The organism is Pseudomonadota bacterium, assembly GCA_039193195.1.
In the GTDB taxonomy this organism is placed as follows: domain Bacteria; phylum Pseudomonadota; class Gammaproteobacteria; order Steroidobacterales; family JBCBZW01; genus JBCBZW01.
This window is the reverse complement of record JBCCWS010000069.1, coordinates 1-16826: the sequence shown is the minus strand read 5'-3', so window position 1 is coordinate 16826 and position 16826 is coordinate 1. Positions and strand designations below refer to the sequence as shown.

Genomic DNA, 16826 nt, shown 5'->3' with positions numbered 1-16826 from the left:
GCGCCGGGGTGAGCACTCTGAGTGAACCGTCTGGCTGTGTGCTGCTGACTACCTGCCCCACCTCGTTGTACGAGTAGGTGGTGGTGAAGTCGCGTTGATCGGTCTGGGCGACCATGAGATGCCTAGTGTCGTAGGCGAACTGTCGGTTGGAGTTGTCAGGGAAGGTTACCCGCGTCAGATTGCCCTCCGCGTCGTGGGCGAACGCGGTGGTTCTGCCAGCTGGATCTGTCGTGCTCGTCAGCAGCCCTCCCGTGTAGGCGAGGGTGGTAACGCGTCCCACGGGGTCGGTGATCGAGGTGAGCAGTCCATCCTGGTCGTAGGCGTAGCGGGTGCTGTTGCCATTGCGATCCACATGCGATTCCAGAAAACCGCTGGCACTGAAAGTGAACAGGTCACCGAACTTCGTGCGTCTCGTGTAGCTCCCGTCATCCAATACGGAGAGTACGGAGTAGTCGCCGGCGGGTGAGATGAGTTGGCCGGCTTCGGTGATGTTGGTGGTTAGCCAGTCGACGGCGTTCTTCAGCACCAAGGCCACTTCATCCGCGATAGCGACGCCGGGGGTGCTGGGTAACTCAGCCGTGATGGTGAGTGCATTCGCACCCGAGGTCTGGTTGCGATGGGTGAACACCGCCTGGTCGTTGAGAATCTCTGAGTCGACGGAGTTCGCCGCTTCGGCGTCAACGTACTCCTCCACGAGCACAGTCTCTCCCAGGTTCGCTTGCTGATCGATGCCGGGGGAGTAGTCCGAGCCCTCGCCAAGACCGTTCGGGAAGGGCGAGTTCGGGTCGATTTCCAGCGTGCCGAAGGGACCGTTGAAGATCGGATGATCGGGGACGCGAAGGCGCCAGAATCCAACGGCCCCGAAGAAGCCACCGCGGGGTTCTTCCGCCGTATTGCGCCGGATGCCCGTGAGCCGCTCGTAGCGAAGGAGATCTGCCTCCACCAACTGACTCGTGTTAGGGCCCATGTCATCACCGACGAACAGCAGTGGTACGCCTTGCTCGTGGGCTGACTCCAGGACGTCTATGACGTTACGCTTTATCTCGTCCGTCAGTCCGCCGAAGCCAAACAGACCGACGCTGTTCGTGCCCGTCATGATGAACAGCGATGATTCCTGAATGTCCTCCAAGCTGATGGTCGGCAGCGTATCCCCAACGATTAATGAACCGGTGGATCTGAACTGGTGCGGGATGCCCATCTCGTCGAGAAGGGCCTGCAGCGACGTCACCTGCGGAACACCGTCGCCGCTGGCGACGATGGTGACAATGGAGCCCGAGCCGTTCGCTTCGACGAAGCGCCTGGGCAAACCGCTGTCGTCGACCAGAATCACACCGCCGGATTCGGCGGGGTAGATGCGCTGTTGATCGAGCAGGCGCCAGCCTGCACCGAATTCCGATCCTCGGTCGTTGACCACTAAGACGTCTTGGAAGATCCGGGAGCTCACCGTGGAAGCGTCGTAGTGGCTGGAAACGCGCGCTTGGCCAACGTAGGCACCGGTTGCCAGGTCCGTGGCGTCCAAGGGCAAGGCGACGCGGAATACCTCATCTGAATCCGCGGCCAAGGACCGCGAATCGAAGCTAGGCTCATAATCCTGTATCACCCCGTCGATGAAGCCCTGGTAAGAGATCTCGTTGGGAACCGGTGTCTGCGCCTCAACCACGGGCTCGATGGTCATGACCTCCACCGGATAGGCGCGATCCGAAGCGTAGGAGAACTCCAAGCTACGGGCCTGGTTCTGAGAGACGTAGGCCGGCAATTGGAAGTGTTCCCGGAAACGCCCGTTGCTTAGCTCCACTTCTGAGCCCAGCCGACATTTCGCCTTGTCGCAACAGTTATCGCCCTGGCATCTGCCATCGTTGTCGTCGGGCGTCTCGCCCTCGCCCACGCCAGGGGGGAGGGGGGCGTGCCAGTCAGCGGCCCGAACTCCTCCGGTCAAGGTCTCAATGGTCGCCCCATTCCCACTGACTTCGCCTTGCCCCACGATGCCGAAGGCGCCCGTATCGGGGTCGAGGGACCAGAAGTCGATCCGACTGCCGGCAGGCCAATTGTCCGTCTCATTGCGGACAGATAGCGTCGCTGGTGGATCGAAGGTAACCCCCACCGGTTGCACGGTGAACAACAGGCCGGGCTCGAGGTCTTCCGGTAGCGCCGCGGGCGCGAGAGCGTCGGGGACGACGGAGATGGAGAGCTGGCCGGCGTACAGGTCGCCGTTCTGATCTCTGGCAGAACCTGCCAATACTGTCAGGCTCACGCCGATATCGGCGTTGGTGATAACCGTGTTGGCAGCGGGGTCTACGGCGGTCAGACTGCCTTCGTTGACTCTGGGAAGGTAAAACGGTCGATCGATCTGATTGGCGCCATCGACCAGCACGATCCGTTCGCGGAAGCCTGCATAGGGGGCACCGTTCGGCGCGGGCGTCGCCGCTGAGGTATCGAAGTCGATGACCTTCTCACCGGAAACGAGATCTTCGAGCAGGAACTCGCCGTTGGCGTCGGTTTCGACGACAGTGCTGTCGTCGAGGAAGCTCACGCGAATGCCCACGATCGACCCGTCGTCCGCGAAGGCGTTTGTATCGAGTACCGTACCGGAGATGAACGTCCCCACCGGCGTCGGCGGTGGGGGTGCTGGGTCGGGAGGTGCGACGCCCGTATCTCCCCCGCCTCCGGTGCCGCCGCCTCCGCAGCCTGTCAGTATTAGCGTAAAGGCCAGGGTGGCAGTCATGAGGCGGCTGCGTGCGCGCATAGGTCAAGACCTCTAGTTAGGCACCGCTGTAGCGATAAGGGCTTCCTGGGCCGAACCGAGCCGCGGTGCTACGTCTCCTGACTAGCTAGGCGCATAATATTCGGAAACAAGCTCACTTCCGACGCTGAGCCGTGGGTTGTACAGAAGATGGACCCACCGACGGCGAGAACAGCGGCTGGGCGATCACCGGGCGGTGATGACGGCCTCTGCCGAGTTCAGCCCTGCGACCAAGCCATCGCTGGGACCGTTCGTTGCGAAGCTGGTCACAAGCCCCGCTTCCACCAGGTTGCGGAGATCGTCGAAGTTGAAGATACGCCGGCGCAGGACCTGGTTTTTGAGGGGTCGAACGGGAAGACGTTGATCGGTCAACGGGACGCTCGGCCGTACCCGCGGGGATATCGCCGACACCGACCCGGGTAGCTACTCGGTTCTGGCTAGTCGCTATTGTCGAAGCCACCGCGCGCTTCAAACTCTTGGAAGCGGGCTCGCTGAATATCCTCCGCGTGAGGGAAACCCGGCCCGGGGCCGGGATAGAGGTCAGCCGTGTCTATCGGATTCCCTGACCCCACATCAACGACTGCCACATGCACGCGCTTTCCAGTGTGCTTGTCGAACAGGCGAATAGGTTCGTTGCCCGGCTCAAAGTGCCACTTCTCTCCGAACGCCATGAGTGCGATGAGTACCTTGCTCGCGTCACGCCCCTTGTCCGTTAGTACGTATTCGAAGCGCTCTGGGGCCGTCTGATACCGCCGCTTCTCCAAATAACCCTCACCAACCAGTAGCGCTAGTCGGTGCGTCAGGATGTTGCGGCCTATCCCGAGCCAACGCTGGATATCGTCGAAGCGGCGGACGCCGTACATGGCCTCTCGGATTATCAACGGGTTCCACCAGTCTCCGAGAACATCCAGGGTTCTGGCGATGGAGCATGGCTTGTCAGCAAAGGATTTCCGTTTCATGGCAAAACTCTAGTGAGTTGCATTATGAAACTCAAGCCGATAAGTTAGTTCCATGATGGAACTTAAAGCGGGTGGACTGCCAGCGTCAGGTGGATCCCAAAAGAAGCGGGAGACTGAGTACATGCATCTAATCTGTGGGCTTGCCTTGGCAATCGGAATTTCCGCGTCTACACCGCTGCAAGGATGCGACGTGGTCGTTCTTGGGGCCGATCCAGTCCTCGAGATCGCCATCGAGTTGCGCCAGTGAACGCCTCTCGTGACGCCCGGCGGGAACGATATGGGGCGTGGGCAGTGGTCACGGGTGCTTCCGGCGGGATAGGCCTGGAGATCGCTCGGGAAGTTGCCGCGCGTGGCCTAAATGTCGTCCTTGCTGCGAGAAACGCTGACAAGCTCGATCGGCTCAGTTCCCAGCTCATTCAGACGCACAGTGTGGAGACTCGGTCTGCCGCTGTGGACCTCGCGACGCCGGAGGGAACTAGATTGCTGGAACAAGCAGTATCCGGTTTGGACGTCGGCTTGTTTGTTGGCAACGCGGGGTTCGGCACGTCGGGCGCGTTCGTAAACGCTGATATGACCAACGAACTCGCAATGATCGACCTGAACGTGCGCCATCTTGCTCAGCAAGTACACTTCTTCGCGAACCTCATGCGTCCCCGTCGAGCGGGTGGAATCATCCTGATGAGTTCGATAGTAAGTTGGCAGGGTGTTCCCAGAGCGGCCAACTACGCCGCGACGAAAGCGTATGTGCAGTCACTTGCCGAAGGGCTTCACCGCGAGTTGCAGGCCGAAGGCATCGACGTGCTCACCAGTGCACCGGCTCAGGTCGCCACGGGCTTCATGGAACGAGCGGATATGCGAGGTGACGGCGCCGATGCCGGCTTGGTTGCGAGGAAGACTCTGGACGCGCTCGGTCGACGCGCGACCGTCTATCCGCACTTCAAGAGCTGGTTCCTATCCAGTGCGCTTTCGACCTTGCCGCGGCCGATTCGCGTTCGAATATTGGAGGGCGTGATGCAGGACATGACGCGGCACCACGATTGACCCAAGGTCAGTGTCGCGCAGCATAGGCCGTCGTACCGACAGGGCGTTCGGTGACGCGCACGTTTGATACTCACGTGAGTCAGGCCCGGTACTGGACGTCACCAAGGATCCTGCAGTAAGGCGCTTCCTCGAGACCAAGAGGCAGATCTCCTGTCACTGATGTGCGTCTGTGCGTGACGGGGGGCTGATCTAGGGCCCCGTGAACGCCTAAGCCATGAGTTGCATCCATGATGTGGGGGCCCACGAAAGCGCCTACTAGGGTCAGCGGCTAGGTACGCTCGCTGCCCTGGATTGCTCTTCCCGTTGTGGATTCGGAGAACGGGGCCTATTAACCATGAGTGAGCGCGGTTAGCGGTGAACATCAAATCCCTCAAGCTCTACCATTTCCCCGGTAGCCGTAGCGCTCGCGTGCGCTGGGCGCTGTACGAAACCTGGGGAGATGATTTCGTTCTCCAAAGCATGCAGCTGATGCGGGGTGAGCAGTACGCTCCCGAATTCCTGCAGAAGAACCCCAACCACGCTGTTCCTGTGCTTGAAGTCGTCTGGGAGGACGGCTCGACTCAGCATGTCCTCGAGAGTGCGGCAATCGTCGAGTGGCTGGCGGATGCCTTCCAAGACAAGCAGCTTGCGCCGGCCCCAGGACTCAGCCGCGAACGAGCCGACTACTTGCAGATGATGCATTTCAGCGGTTCATGGATGGACTCGATGTTGTGGCAGATTCGCATGCACCGCGACCTATTGCCCAAAAGCGAAGCCGATCCGCGCGTCGTCGAACGCGCCATGAACAAGATCGCCGATGAAGTCGAGCCACAGATTTTGGCAAGACTCAGTAACGGCGCATATATCTGCGGAGACAGCTTCAGTGCCGCCGATATCGTGATGGGTCACAACGTGGGCTGGGCACGGGCTTACGGACTATGCCGCGACGAGACCTTCCGCGCCTACCGCGAGCGTCTGGCTGCCCGTCCAGCATTCGAAGCGGCGTTCGCCGATCTCGCAAAGAAAGCCGCTGATTCGTAAGCGGTGCATCGGGCAGCCATGACTTCGGTTACTGTGCTGTTCGTCGATCATCGCGATCAGATGGTCACTTTCTCGCAGGCGCAGGGAACGATGCGGAATCGACATCTTTGCTTGATGGCGCGGGCCTGCGCACAGCATGCCGCCTACGTTAGCGATCGGCCGGGCGATCCGCAGTTCGTGTAGCGCCCTCCGCGCTATCAGCGCGGAACAGCTCGCGGATCATGTCCTCGTCGATGGGCGGTTGGTCCTGTGCCACGCCCTGACCGTAGGTGGCATCGGCCAGCGCCTGCTTACGCGCCTGCAACGCGATGATCTTCTCCTCCACCGTACCCTCCGTGACGAGCTTGTAGACGAAGACCGGTCGGTGCTGGCCGATACGGTGGGCACGATCCGTCGCCTGGCGCTCGGCGGCGGGGTTCCACCACGGGTCGTAGTGAATCACCGTGTCGGCCTCGACCAGATTCAGACCCACGCCGCCAGCTTTGAGGGAGATCAGAAACAAGTCGACCTCACCTCCGCGGAACCTGTCGATGGCCTCGTCGCGGCGCCGAGTCTGGCCCGTGAGTTTGCTGTAAGCGATCTCTCGCTTGAGTAGCTCATCCTCAATGAGGCCTAACATAGTCGTAAACTGCGAGAACAGCAGCACCCGCCGACCGTCTTCCAGTAGTTCTGGCAGGATCTCGAACAGCAACTCGAACTTGGCCGAGCCGGCGCGCTCCGCGCCTGGTGTGTTTGCGGGGAGGAGTCGCGGGTCGCAACACACTTGTCGCAGCTTTAACAGCGCGTCGAGCATCACGATGTGGCTGCGCGCTAAGCCGCGGGCGGTGATGGCCTTGCGCACCCGCGATTCCATGGTGAGGCGAATGCTCTCGTAGAGCCTCGCCTGGTGGGTGCCGAGCGACGCTGCGCGAAGGAACTCGCTCTTCGCCGGCAACTCGCTCGCCACTCGCTCCTTGGTACGGCGAAGCAGGAAGGGCCGCACGCGGCGAGTGAGGGCCTCCAGTCGCTCGCGCTTGCCGTGCTTCTCGATGGGAGTGGCGTAGTGGTTAGCGAAGTACGCGGCGTCGCCCAGGAAGCCCGGCATCAGGAAATCGAACTGCGTCCACAGCTCGCGCAGGTGGTTCTCCAGTGGCGTGCCCGTGAGGCAGAGGCGGTGGCGGCAGTCGAGGCCGCGGATCACCTGTGCGGCCTGAGCCTTGGGGTTCTTGACGTGTTGGGCTTCGTCCAGGATCACGTAGTGCCAGGGTTGGCCGAGCAGGGTATCGCGGTCGCGTGGCAGCAGCGGGTAGGTGGTGAGCACGACGTCGAACTGCGCCAGCTGCGAGAACCAGGTTTCTCGCTGTGGCCCGTGGAGTACGAGTACCTTCAGCCTTGGTGTGAACTGCGCGGCTTCGCGGCGCCAGTTGCTCATCAAGCTGGTGGGCGCGACGATGAGGCTCGGGATGTCCATGCGGCCGGCCCGACGTTCGACGGCCAGGTGGGCGAGGGTCTGGATGGTCTTGCCGAGGCCCATGTCGTCGCCGAGGATGCCGTTGAAGCCGTACTCGCGCAGGAACTGCAGCCAGTCGACGCCGTGCTGTTGGTAGGTGCGCAGGGTGCCCTTGAAGGTAGAAGGGAGCTTTACCGTACGTAAGCCTGACCAGTCTGCAAGTTTGTTAGCCAAGCGGCGCAAGCTGGTGCCGCCGCGGATGGGGAGGTCGCCCAGATCGAGCAGGCGGGCGGCGTCGGCCCTGGCCAGCGTGAGTTGCTCCTTGTCGTCGTTGTTGTGCAACTCCAGGATGGTCTCGAGCACCGGCGCGATGAGCGCCGCGTCAATGCGAACGAACTCTCCGGGCTCCACCTCCAGGTAAAGCGTATCGGGGAGTTGCCCGGGGCGGTACTGCTCGAGCAGCTCAGCGACCAGGGGCAGCATGGGCAGGTCTTGACCGTCCACCTGCAGATCAAAGCGTAGGCTGAACCAATCCCCAGCCCCCTCGTCGATGGCGCCGCTCAGGGCGCTCGCTTGGCGCACGCCAAAGTCCGATTCCCCGCGATACTCCACCACCCAGCCCTCGTCGCGCAGCTTCGGTGCTTCGCGGTGCCACCAGTCGAGCCACTCGTGGCGCAGGCTGATGCCGGGCTCATCATCCAAGAGCACGAACAGCTCCTCGCTGATCTCCACCAGGCCGGAGGCGGCGAGGCGCGGCGCCGCCTGGCGTTCCGCGGAGGCGTCGCGGTGCACGTGAAGCAGTCCGTCGTCCGTCTCGATCACCAGGGTTTGGTGGGTGTCTGTGGGTGCTATTTGTACTTCGCCGGCATGTCCGTAGCGAAAGCACAAGCGCGCTTCACCCCGCAGGGGCGTGCTCGGGTCCACGTCTATGATGAGGCAAGGCTGCGGCGGGGTGCGTAAGTCCGCCACTGGTACAGCCACGGGGGTTGGCACGCTAGGGGCACTTCGCGCAAGGTGCCGGCTTACCTCCTCCACGCGGTCGGTGGCCACCACTGGCGCTCGTAGCAACCAGCGGAGGTGATCGCTAGTCAAGTTCTCTGCTAGCGTAAAATCGCCGATGGCCAAGGCGGCCTCGTCGATGTAGGCGGGGGTGGATAGACTCAATAGCGCGTGAACGTTGGGCGTCACGTCCAGTGTGGGCTTGTAGCCACCCTCGCACGGTGCCCAAGCCACCGTGAGGTTGCGGTTGGGGCCGCGCGTTAGGGGGCCGAGGCGATCCTCTGCCAGGTAGAGACGGCCAGTCGATGCCATTTTTTGAAGCGCGAGGTGGCCGGTGATGCCGCTCAAGCGGGTGCGTTGTGTCCATTGGTTGCGCCCGCCCACCAGGAGCAGATCCAGGATCTCGCGATCGATGGGGCGCATGTAGGATCCGCGGTACTGCATGCGGTCGACGCCGGCCAGGCTGACCGCACGGCCCTTGGTCCAGGCACCATCCTTGCGCTTGCGGCAAGCGACTAGCTCGATGGCGGCTTCCCCGTCCGGGTGCTGTCCATGCTTGAGCAGATACAGCAGGGACTCGCTGGTCGCGCCCGAGCGCGCCTCATCGGGCGAGGTATCGCTGTCGCGCAGCTCATCCAGCCAGGCAGTCACGCGATCGGTGGCTGCAGAAGTACCCGTTTGTTGTTCGAGCCAGGTGAGCACCACGGCCACCACATGTTTGCAGTTGAAGCCGACCGGGCAAGTGCAGTCGCCGTCCAGCTCTGGATTCCCGTAGCGATCGATGGTGATCTCGATTTCCTGCCGGTAGGGCTCTTCAGTGCTGCCGATGCAGGAGCCGGCGAGGATCACCCTAGTGGGGTCGACCATGGTGCCGGTTATCCGTGCGCGCCCTTCGCGCGCGTAGCGACGACCCCTGGCGAATGAGGTGGTGCTGGTCTCGTCGGCCAACCAGGCGGGGTCTAGTCGGCTGGGGTCGATCATGGGCTGCGTTGTGGTCGGCGGATAGTTGGTGTGCCTGTTGCGTGGGGAGTGAGCTGGGTGGGCGGCAGCTATGGTACCGCTAGGGCGGACCAAGCTACCACGGGCGTGGTAAACGATCTGCGCGCCCGTGCCTCCCAGCTCTCGCTGCGAAGTGCTAAGCGTAAGCCCGGGCGACATCGTCGCGGTGGTGGTCAGGGCATCCGCGCGAGGCTAAGTCACCGCGCTACCTCAGCCAGGGCAGCGTTGTGCCTCTCTCACGATAGCTGCATACGTGCGCAGCTCAATCGGTGAGCACATCGCTCCTCACGTCGGCGCCGTCATCCTCCGGCGGATCACTGTCCTCGGGGGCGAACCATGCGTCGGGTTGCGCGTCGATGACATTGGCGTCCAGCGCGTCCACCTCCTCGATGTCCTCCACCAGTTCCACTTCGTATGGAAGCTCCGGCGCGGCGTCCACCACGGCCTCCTCGTCTGAAGGCGCCTCACGCAGTTCGTCCACGGCGCCGGAGACGTCCTCGGCGGAAAGTTCACCCAGCGTCTCCAGTCGACTCTCCAGCATCTGCTGCAAGTTGCCCATGGACTCCTTGATGTTGGCGAGCACGCCGCTGCCTAGGGCAGAGGTAACCTGGCCTGCGCTGGCACCCCCCACGGGCACGCCGTCCGCGAGATCGGCCACCAGGGCGTCGACGTCGGCGGTGTCGACGCGCGCTGGGTCCGTGGCCAGTTCGCGCAGCGCTGCGTCGAGCTCGCGCACCGAGGCTCCCGCCTCGTCGGGATCGTTCGCCATTTGGGAGACATAGGCATCCCACACGTCCGAGTTATCGGCGTTTGAGGTGGGATCATCTGAGTCTTGAAGCCGTTCTAGCAGGTCGTCCGGGAAGGCCAGATCGTTGAGCGCGCCCTTGCCGAGGGTCTGTAGCGCCTGCTGCAGCCCGGCCGAGTCCAGGATCGGTGTGCTGATCAGCTTCATATCGAGTGAATCGAACAACTTCGCGTTGATCCCGGAAAGACTAATCATGGGGACTCCGTCGTGATACTGGGGCGATGACGGCGTTCGTGGTCTTCGCCATGGGCTTGCATACCCCTAGGCGCTAAAGCTGCGTGATTCGGCTCATCGGGGTGTGGGCGCCAAGCTAGACAGGCGGTGGGTCACGAGAACGAAATGGACCCACCGTATGCTCTTTCCATCAGCACTCGAAGAGATCGGCCATGCCCCATTCTCGCACTACCCGCCATCAAGCTCTGGTGCAGGCGGTTCGACGCGCCCTCAGGACCACGCCGCCTACCGTCGGCCTCGCTTTGCTCGCGCCCCTGGCGCTTGCAGAGCCCTTCCCGGCGCAGTTCGTCATCACGGATCTGGAGCCCGAAAACGGCGGTGACGGCAGCTTGGGATACGTGATCAACGCGTTTAGCTTCGGCGACGAGGTGTTCAACACGATCGGCTTCGACACCCAGGGCATCGGTGACTTCGACGGGGACGGTATCGACGACATCGCCCTCCCGCCCTTTCAACTCAGCGGGACGGGGGCGCCAGTCGCTGTCGTCTTCGGTCGCGACGACCAGGGCCCGGCAGAACTCGATCTCAATTCCCTGGAGCCGGAGAACGGTGGCGACGGCTCCGTCGGCGTCCTCGTCGACAGCTTCTATAGCGGCTGCTTTCCTCGAACGAGTGGCGCGGGAGACGTCAATGGCGACGGCTTCGACGATCTGCTGATCGGTCGCCCGCTGGATCGTGCCTTCGTAGATGGCTTCAATTGTGACGGCGGCAACGCAACCCGTGAGCTGATCATCCTGGGTGCGGCGCGCAACGGACAAGCGAAGGTGGCCAAGCGCGATCGTGCCATCGAATTCGATGCCGCCTCCAGCATGCTCGGCTACTCCCTTGCACCGGCGGGAGATGTCAACGGCGACGGCTTCGATGACATGCTCATTGGTGCTCCGGCGCCGGAGGCCTTTCTGGGCGACTTCTACGGCGAGGGCTTCACCTATCTGCTCTATGGGGCGCCACGCTTGCGGCGCGAGATAGACCTCGACGAGCTGCGGCCGGAGAACGGTGGCGACGGATCGCGAGGCGTGGTTTTTCGCGGCGGCGGTGAGTACTACGGCTACACCTACGGGCAGCTGGGATTCGACATCAGCGGGGACGGCGACGTAAACGGTGATGGCGAGATTGATCTGCTGCTCGGCGGACCGTCCTCGCGCATTCCTGGCCCGGCGCGCGGCGGCGCCTTCGTCATCTTCGGTCCCACCACAAGCCTGGGCGCCGAGGTGAACACCGAGTCCCTGTACGAGGAAAACGGCGCCGACGGCACCCGGGGCACCATCATCTCCGACACGCAGCGGCAGTTTGGCGGCCAGGTAGAGCTGGTTGGTGATGTGAACGGCGATGGCCTGGATGACATGCTGGTCGGCCCTAGGCGCATCGATCCCGAGGAGCGTTCGGTCTTGGTGTTCGGCAGTGCCTCGCCGTTCGGCATCGAAGTGACCGCGGACGAACTCCTGGCGGCAAACGGCGGCGATGGCTCACGTGGTGTCGTGTTCAGCTATGGCGGCAGTCAGGCAGGCCTCGGCGACATCAACGGAGACGGGCTGGCAGACCTGGCAATTACGACGCCGGCGGACGTGGCGGTGGTGTTCGGACGACGCACGGGCTGGCCCGCCGAATTCGATCTGAGCGCTCTGAGGCCGGACGGCGGCGGAGATGGCACCCTTGGCTTCGTCGTGCTTGGGGTGAGTGGAGAGGAGGAGAGCGCCGTGTCCCCGGCGGGCGACATCAATGCGGATGGTGTGGACGATTTCCTGATTGGCGATACGCGTGGTGACCGGGTTTTCGCTGTATTTGGTCGCGCTCCAACGCTCAACGCTTCCATTAGTGGTTTTGCCAGCGGATTCGGCGTTTGCCGCAACGGCAACACGGAACAAGTGGTGTCGCAGCCGTTGGACGCTGCCGCCGACATGGCGGCGATCGACTGCGAAGCTCTCGGCTTAGCCGTGACGCCCGCCGAGCGAGTGACCGTGCGCCTGAGCGGCGTGGTGGGCGAGGTGGCTCAGGTGAGCGGTGACACGGATCGCTTGCGTCAGGCCGGGGGGAATTGCGTCAACGAGACGAGCGGGCAAAGCGCCAGCTTCCGCACCGACGAATTCGGCCGCTGGACCTGCGGTGAACAGTTCTTGGCTAACGTCGGCGATCGGCTGCAAGTGACGATCGGAGGGGCGGTGAGGTTCGTGCCGTGACGGGCGCTTGTGTCGATGTCTGAGCAAGTGGTGGGGTCATCAGGGTGCGTGAGGCAGTTTCGAGATGCGTGGCGTTCGCGTGGCCGCGAGTGAGCAATGCGCGATGTCGTTGCTTGTCCTCGTTCCATCTTGAGCTAACGGGAAGTTGCTGTCCCGACGAGACATGCGCAGCTACGCTCCGAGCGCAGCGATAAAGAAACCGAGAGCGCACGACGTGGGGCAATGCCCACGCGAGGTCGGTAACTGTCAGATCAGGTCGCGCCTAGTACAGCTAAGGCTAGGCATCCATCCGCGCTACAAAGTAAGCCTCCTGAAGCCGTTGTTGCATTCGCAAATCACCTGTTTGCTGGCGAGCCATGGTGGAGAGACTCAAGGGTCGACGCGAGTCGGTCTGCAAGTTCACGTACACGGCGTGGCTGAGCGCGGCTCGGTGGATATAGCATCTGTAGAGATGTCATCGGGGGCGCGTACTCGCCCAGCAACGGCACCAGTCTTCCCGCGCGAATGTCGGCGCCAACATCGATCTCTGACTTTTTGGCTATGCCGTGGCCGTCTAAGCACCACTTGCGCACCACCGCGCCATCGTTGGACGTGCGGTCGCCGCTTACGGCGATGATTTTGTGTTTGCCGTGCGGCCCGAAGCGCCAAACGTTGTCGAGGTTCGCACCGAATCGCATTACAAGACAGTTGTGCTTCTCCAGGTCTTCCGGCCTTGTCGGAGTGCCATGTGTGTCGAGATATTCGGGTGATGCGCAAACGATGCGTTGCCTGGCGCCCAGCGGGCGAACCCTGAGCGTGCTGTCGGCTATCGGCCCAAAACGCAGGGCGATATCTACCCCCTCACCAACAACATCGACGTAACCGTCTGTCAGTAGCAGCTCAATCGAGACGGCTTCGTGCTCCTCCAAAAACCGGTTCACTTCAGGAACCACTACGGCTTGGCCTAAATCGCTCGGAGCACTAACCCTGATGGGACCGGAGAGTGTTTGTGCGCCTAGGCGAATGCGTGTATCCAGATCCTCCACCACGCCCAAGACCGATTTCGCGCCGTCAATCAGGGTGCGGCCTTCATCGGTAAGGCTGATGACTCGCGTCGTGCGGTTCAGTAGGACCACCCCGTAGTGGGCTTCCAGAGCGGCCAGGCGCTCGGAGACCGTGGTCGACGAAAGCCCTACCTCACGCCCAGCGGCAGCGAGGCTTCCCTTCTCGACGATTTGAACGAACAGCGCGATGTTATCCAGCAACATTATACGGTTGAAGCGGATTATTTATCCGATCGTTGCCTATTTATCCGCTCATGGCAAATAAATATCGTCGGACTCGTTGAAGGCACACAGTCAGGGGATTTGAGCCATGAGCAAACTCACCATCGTCGCCAACATCCACGCGAACCCCGATCAAGTCGATCTCGTGAAAGCAGAACTGGAGAAGCTGCTTCCGATCACCCGAGCGGAAGAAGGCTGTATCCAGTACGACCTCCACCAGGACAACGAAAACCCGGCCCACTTTCTGTTCTACGAAAACTGGGAGTCACGCGAGCTTTGGCAGACCCACATGAACGCGCCGCACCTTGCCGCCTACATGGCAGCCACGGATGGCGCAGTCGTGGAGTTCACGCTCAATGAAATGAGCCTGATCGGCTAACCAGCAGCACCATCGCCCTGGAGGAGACATGTCAGAGCCTATCCGTCTCGGGCACATCGCCCTTTCCTTCCACGAAGCCAGTGCACTGGAGGTCGCCACCGTCCTGGAATCCCATGGCCACGAGGTGAGCCATGCATCTGCGCATCACGAGGCTGCGTTCGAAATGCTCGGCGCAGGCGAGATTGACCTTCTGGCGTCGGCTTGGCTGCCCTCGAGTCACGAGGTCTACCTCAACCCCATGCTCGACCAGGTCGAGAAGCTAACGGTTCTGTACGAGCCTTTTTGCATCTGGGGCGTGCCAGAGTCTGTACCGGAGTCCGACGTCTCAAGTGTCGAGGATCTCCTGCGTGAGCCTGCGCTCGCGCGGATGGAGCGCCTGATTCAGGGCATCAACCCTGGTGCCGGCATCAGCCGCTTCTCCGAGGAGGTGATCGTCGCCTATGGGCTCGGCGATGCCGGCTATGAGTTCCGGTCTGGAACCGAGGAAGAGTGTTTCGATCGCTTCGAAGAGGCAGTGGAGGAGGAGCGTTGGGTCGTCGTTCCGTTGTGGCATCCGCAGTTCTTACACAATCGCTACGCGATACGCGCCCTTAGTGAACCGAAAGGGCTGCTGGGGACGCAGGACGACGCGACCCTCATTGTCCGAAAGGACGCGAAGTCCAGAATTGGCGATGCAGCGCTCAAGGCGCTGTCGCAACTCCACATTGGCAATCCAAAGCTAAGCGCGTTGGAAGATGCGCTACGCAGCAATGCCAGCGCGGGTGAGTGAACTTATCCGAATCGAGAGCTTGCGCTGTGGCGAATCCCGCTTGGAAGAGGCGTAAGATTCGGTGAGGTAGTCAGTAGGGGCTTTTGAGCCAACCCACAGAAGACCCTGTGGGCGTACGCATGCGCCCTTGCCCCCATAAGCGGGCATCTTTGACCCCCATGAGTCACCATTCGATGGTTTGAGCTAATTGCCGCCGCTCGATCTCCGGTTCGACGCGTTCAGGCGAGGAGTTAGCGGCAAGTCCGTAAGCCAAGAGATGCGTGAAGCCGCAGAGGCGGCGTGCCTCAGGTCAGTAAAACCCTTGCATTCGGCATAGGCGTGTCGTCCCAGCCTACCGGAAGTAAACAATCTCGGAGAGAGTACTACGACCGAAGCGGCACGCTTGCTGTTGTCGGCGAGAAGAAGTAGCCAAACCCATCCTCCAGAAGTTGCTGCCAGCGATCCGAGCCCGGAAACGCAACCTGAGAAGGGCTGCATTCACGGGCCCGATGCGCCTGGGTACCAGTTGTCGAGGCTCGCGATACTCAAGTCTCCGCGGGTGTCGGGGTTGACCGTGGCCTAGTCTCTCCGCGCATGCAGCAAATGGTCGAGGCCGACGCGCCCGACCAGCCGCCGTGACCTCAACCCGCTACTCCCGAAACAACTCGATCACGACGTTCTTCCGATCGTTGCTCCGCCAGATGGCGTAGCCCCGATCGATAATCTCGTAGGTACCAGTGCTGTTCGCGTCCTGATACAGATTGGGGCCGATCTCGATGTAGTGCACACCGCGGCCACGCCCCTCGGGAATCACATAGATGCCATCGTAGGTAGGCTGGAAACGGTTTACGTTGCCATCGCGCATATGCCAGCGACCGCGCACATCGAAGATCACGGGCCCGTAGTTCTCGTAGGAGGCCGCCTCGACGAGACGATCGTCGCCGTAGCCATCCGCGCCGGCCTGCTCGGCTTGGATGGCGCGGCTCAAGGCGTTGAGGATTCGTGCGGCGGCTCCATCACCCGCATGGGCAGGCGTGACAGTGACCGCGGTGGCGATGAGCGTGAGGACGAGGATGGGCTTCATGGTGTGTTCTCCTGTGTCGGCGAAAGTGATCTCACCTCCTAGAGCGTCACCTCGCACGAGATCGTTCGGCGCAGACGCGCGATCACCTACCCCGACCCCCGGCAGCACTCCCCTTTCAACCGCTAGAAGCGCGTCGAGCGCTTCAGGTTCTACCGACGGGCCGAACGATTCTCGCCGCGACGACGCATTCCAGGGTGATGACCCGCTATCCACGCCAAGGGAGTGCCCCCGATGACAACAACACGCACGAGCGCCGCCATCCTGGCCATGCTCATCAGCTCCGGCTGCACCAACCTAGAACACAATTTGAACGATCCTGAGGTCTGGCAGCGCATCGCGGAGATCGGCCAACGCGCGGAGGATCGCCGCGCAGAGCGTACGTCCGGCAACTACGGAGGGTCGCAGCAGCAGATCGATCTCACGGGCGACTGGCAGCTATCCGGTAGCTCGGCAGTCAATCGCATCCGCCACCGCCACGACGGGATCCAGGTGACGCCGGCAGGAGGCAATAAGAGCGTTCGCTATCAGCAGATCGGGCCGAACCTGTACGTGCACGATGGCATGACCTACGAGTTCTCGACCATCCACAACGGCGTGTGGCACAGCAACGACGATCGCAATCTCGTGATTCGCCTCCGGCGATTGACCTTCGAATAGATGCCGTAGACTCTAGGCCCATCCAATCCTCGATACGCCGATCCAATGACGCCAGATCGCTGGGAACGCATCAAGGCTGTTTTTCACCAAGCTACGGAGCTGCCCGCTAGCGAACGTGCAGCGTTCGTACGTGCGCAGTGCGACAGCGACGCTGACCTCATCGAGCAAGTTGTCAGCCTGATCCAGTCCCACGAGTCGCAGACCATCAGCGGCATCGTGGACCAGGTCGCACTCGACGCGCTCGAGGACCTGGAGTCGAACACGGCCCCGACACGCATCGGGCCATGGCG

At 62.1% G+C, this 16826-nt stretch carries 14 protein-coding genes; 7 read left to right on the top strand and 7 right to left on the bottom strand.

The window, feature by feature from the left end; genetic code table 11:
* The 3 genes from AAGA68_25965 to AAGA68_25955 form a co-directional block, all read right to left on the bottom strand.
* Positions 1-2722, bottom strand: a 2722-nt coding sequence (locus AAGA68_25965) for a hypothetical protein (GenBank protein ID MEM9388515.1), incomplete at its 3' end; no start/stop codon positions are given.
* 204 nt (positions 2723-2926) lie between these two features.
* Positions 2927-3112, bottom strand: a complete 186-nt coding sequence (locus AAGA68_25960; protein ID MEM9388514.1) for a hypothetical protein — start codon at positions 3110-3112, stop codon at positions 2927-2929.
* Between the two features lie 65 nt (positions 3113-3177).
* Complete coding sequence (locus AAGA68_25955) at positions 3178-3699, bottom strand: helix-turn-helix domain-containing protein (GenBank protein MEM9388513.1); 522 nt, start codon at positions 3697-3699, stop codon at positions 3178-3180.
* Between the two features lie 183 nt (positions 3700-3882).
* On the opposite strand from AAGA68_25955, the gene AAGA68_25950 reads away from it, so the two are divergent.
* Both AAGA68_25950 and AAGA68_25945 read left to right on the top strand, forming a co-directional pair.
* A complete protein-coding gene (locus AAGA68_25950; GenBank protein MEM9388512.1) occupies positions 3883-4740 on the top strand; it encodes an SDR family NAD(P)-dependent oxidoreductase in 858 nt (285 codons plus the stop codon).
* A gap of 354 nt (positions 4741-5094) precedes the next feature.
* On the top strand, positions 5095-5760 hold the full coding sequence (locus AAGA68_25945) for a glutathione S-transferase family protein (GenBank protein MEM9388511.1): 666 nt from the start codon (positions 5095-5097) through the stop codon (positions 5758-5760).
* Between the two features lie 148 nt (positions 5761-5908).
* Here the strand turns inward: AAGA68_25945 and AAGA68_25940 are convergent, their stop codons facing one another.
* On the bottom strand, positions 5909-9169 hold the full coding sequence (locus tag AAGA68_25940; GenBank protein MEM9388510.1) for a DEAD/DEAH box helicase: 3261 nt from the start codon (positions 9167-9169) through the stop codon (positions 5909-5911).
* 280 nt (positions 9170-9449) lie between these two features.
* Positions 9450-10187, bottom strand: coding sequence for a hypothetical protein (locus AAGA68_25935; GenBank protein MEM9388509.1), 738 nt, complete (start codon positions 10185-10187; stop codon positions 9450-9452).
* Between the two features lie 191 nt (positions 10188-10378).
* On the opposite strand from AAGA68_25935, the gene AAGA68_25930 reads away from it, so the two are divergent.
* Positions 10379-12403 (top strand): hypothetical protein, encoded by a 2025-nt coding sequence (locus AAGA68_25930; GenBank protein MEM9388508.1) that lies wholly within the window; start codon positions 10379-10381, stop codon positions 12401-12403.
* Positions 12404-12738: 335 nt separating this feature from the next.
* On the opposite strand, the gene AAGA68_25925 is transcribed toward AAGA68_25930, so the two are convergent.
* Positions 12739-13650 (bottom strand): LysR family transcriptional regulator, encoded by a 912-nt coding sequence (locus AAGA68_25925; GenBank protein MEM9388507.1) that lies wholly within the window; start codon positions 13648-13650, stop codon positions 12739-12741.
* A 106-nt stretch (positions 13651-13756) separates the two neighbouring features.
* Here AAGA68_25925 and AAGA68_25920 point away from each other — a divergent pair, with 106 nt between their 5' ends.
* Positions 13757-14047 (top strand): putative quinol monooxygenase, encoded by a 291-nt coding sequence (locus AAGA68_25920; GenBank protein MEM9388506.1) that lies wholly within the window; start codon positions 13757-13759, stop codon positions 14045-14047.
* 28 nt (positions 14048-14075) lie between these two features.
* Positions 14076-14816 (top strand): glycine betaine ABC transporter substrate-binding protein, encoded by a 741-nt coding sequence (locus AAGA68_25915; protein MEM9388505.1) that lies wholly within the window; start codon positions 14076-14078, stop codon positions 14814-14816.
* Positions 14817-15444: 628 nt separating this feature from the next.
* Here the strand turns inward: AAGA68_25915 and AAGA68_25910 are convergent.
* Positions 15445-15879: a hypothetical protein gene (locus AAGA68_25910; protein MEM9388504.1), complete on the bottom strand. Its 435-nt coding sequence runs from the start codon at positions 15877-15879 to the stop codon at positions 15445-15447.
* Between the two features lie 231 nt (positions 15880-16110).
* On the opposite strand from AAGA68_25910, the gene AAGA68_25905 reads away from it, so the two are divergent.
* Together AAGA68_25905 and AAGA68_25900 are read left to right on the top strand one after the other, a co-directional pair.
* Entirely contained in the window at positions 16111-16536 is a 426-nt protein-coding gene (locus AAGA68_25905; protein ID MEM9388503.1) for a hypothetical protein, read from the top strand.
* 45 nt (positions 16537-16581) lie between these two features.
* A partial coding sequence (locus AAGA68_25900) for a hypothetical protein (protein ID MEM9388502.1) occupies positions 16582-16826 on the top strand: 245 nt, incomplete at its 3' end.

What these genes read in the sequence shown, in the direction of transcription:
- AAGA68_25955 (MEM9388513.1), bottom strand. Translation starts at nt 3,699, where the DNA reads ATGAAACGGAAATCCTTTGCTGACAAGCCATGCTCCATCGCCAGAACC.
- AAGA68_25950 (MEM9388512.1), top strand. Translation starts at nt 3,883, where the DNA reads ATGCGACGTGGTCGTTCTTGGGGCCGATCCAGTCCTCGAGATCGCCAT.
- AAGA68_25940 (MEM9388510.1), bottom strand. Translation starts at nt 9,169, where the DNA reads ATGATCGACCCCAGCCGACTAGACCCCGCCTGGTTGGCCGACGAGACC.
- AAGA68_25935 (MEM9388509.1), bottom strand. Translation starts at nt 10,187, where the DNA reads ATGATTAGTCTTTCCGGGATCAACGCGAAGTTGTTCGATTCACTCGAT.
- AAGA68_25930 (MEM9388508.1), top strand. Translation starts at nt 10,379, where the DNA reads ATGCCCCATTCTCGCACTACCCGCCATCAAGCTCTGGTGCAGGCGGTT.
- AAGA68_25925 (MEM9388507.1), bottom strand. Translation starts at nt 13,650, where the DNA reads ATGTTGCTGGATAACATCGCGCTGTTCGTTCAAATCGTCGAGAAGGGA.
- AAGA68_25920 (MEM9388506.1), top strand. Translation starts at nt 13,757, where the DNA reads ATGAGCAAACTCACCATCGTCGCCAACATCCACGCGAACCCCGATCAA.
- AAGA68_25915 (MEM9388505.1), top strand. Translation starts at nt 14,076, where the DNA reads ATGTCAGAGCCTATCCGTCTCGGGCACATCGCCCTTTCCTTCCACGAA.
- AAGA68_25910 (MEM9388504.1), bottom strand. Translation starts at nt 15,879, where the DNA reads ATGAAGCCCATCCTCGTCCTCACGCTCATCGCCACCGCGGTCACTGTC.
- AAGA68_25905 (MEM9388503.1), top strand. Translation starts at nt 16,111, where the DNA reads ATGACAACAACACGCACGAGCGCCGCCATCCTGGCCATGCTCATCAGC.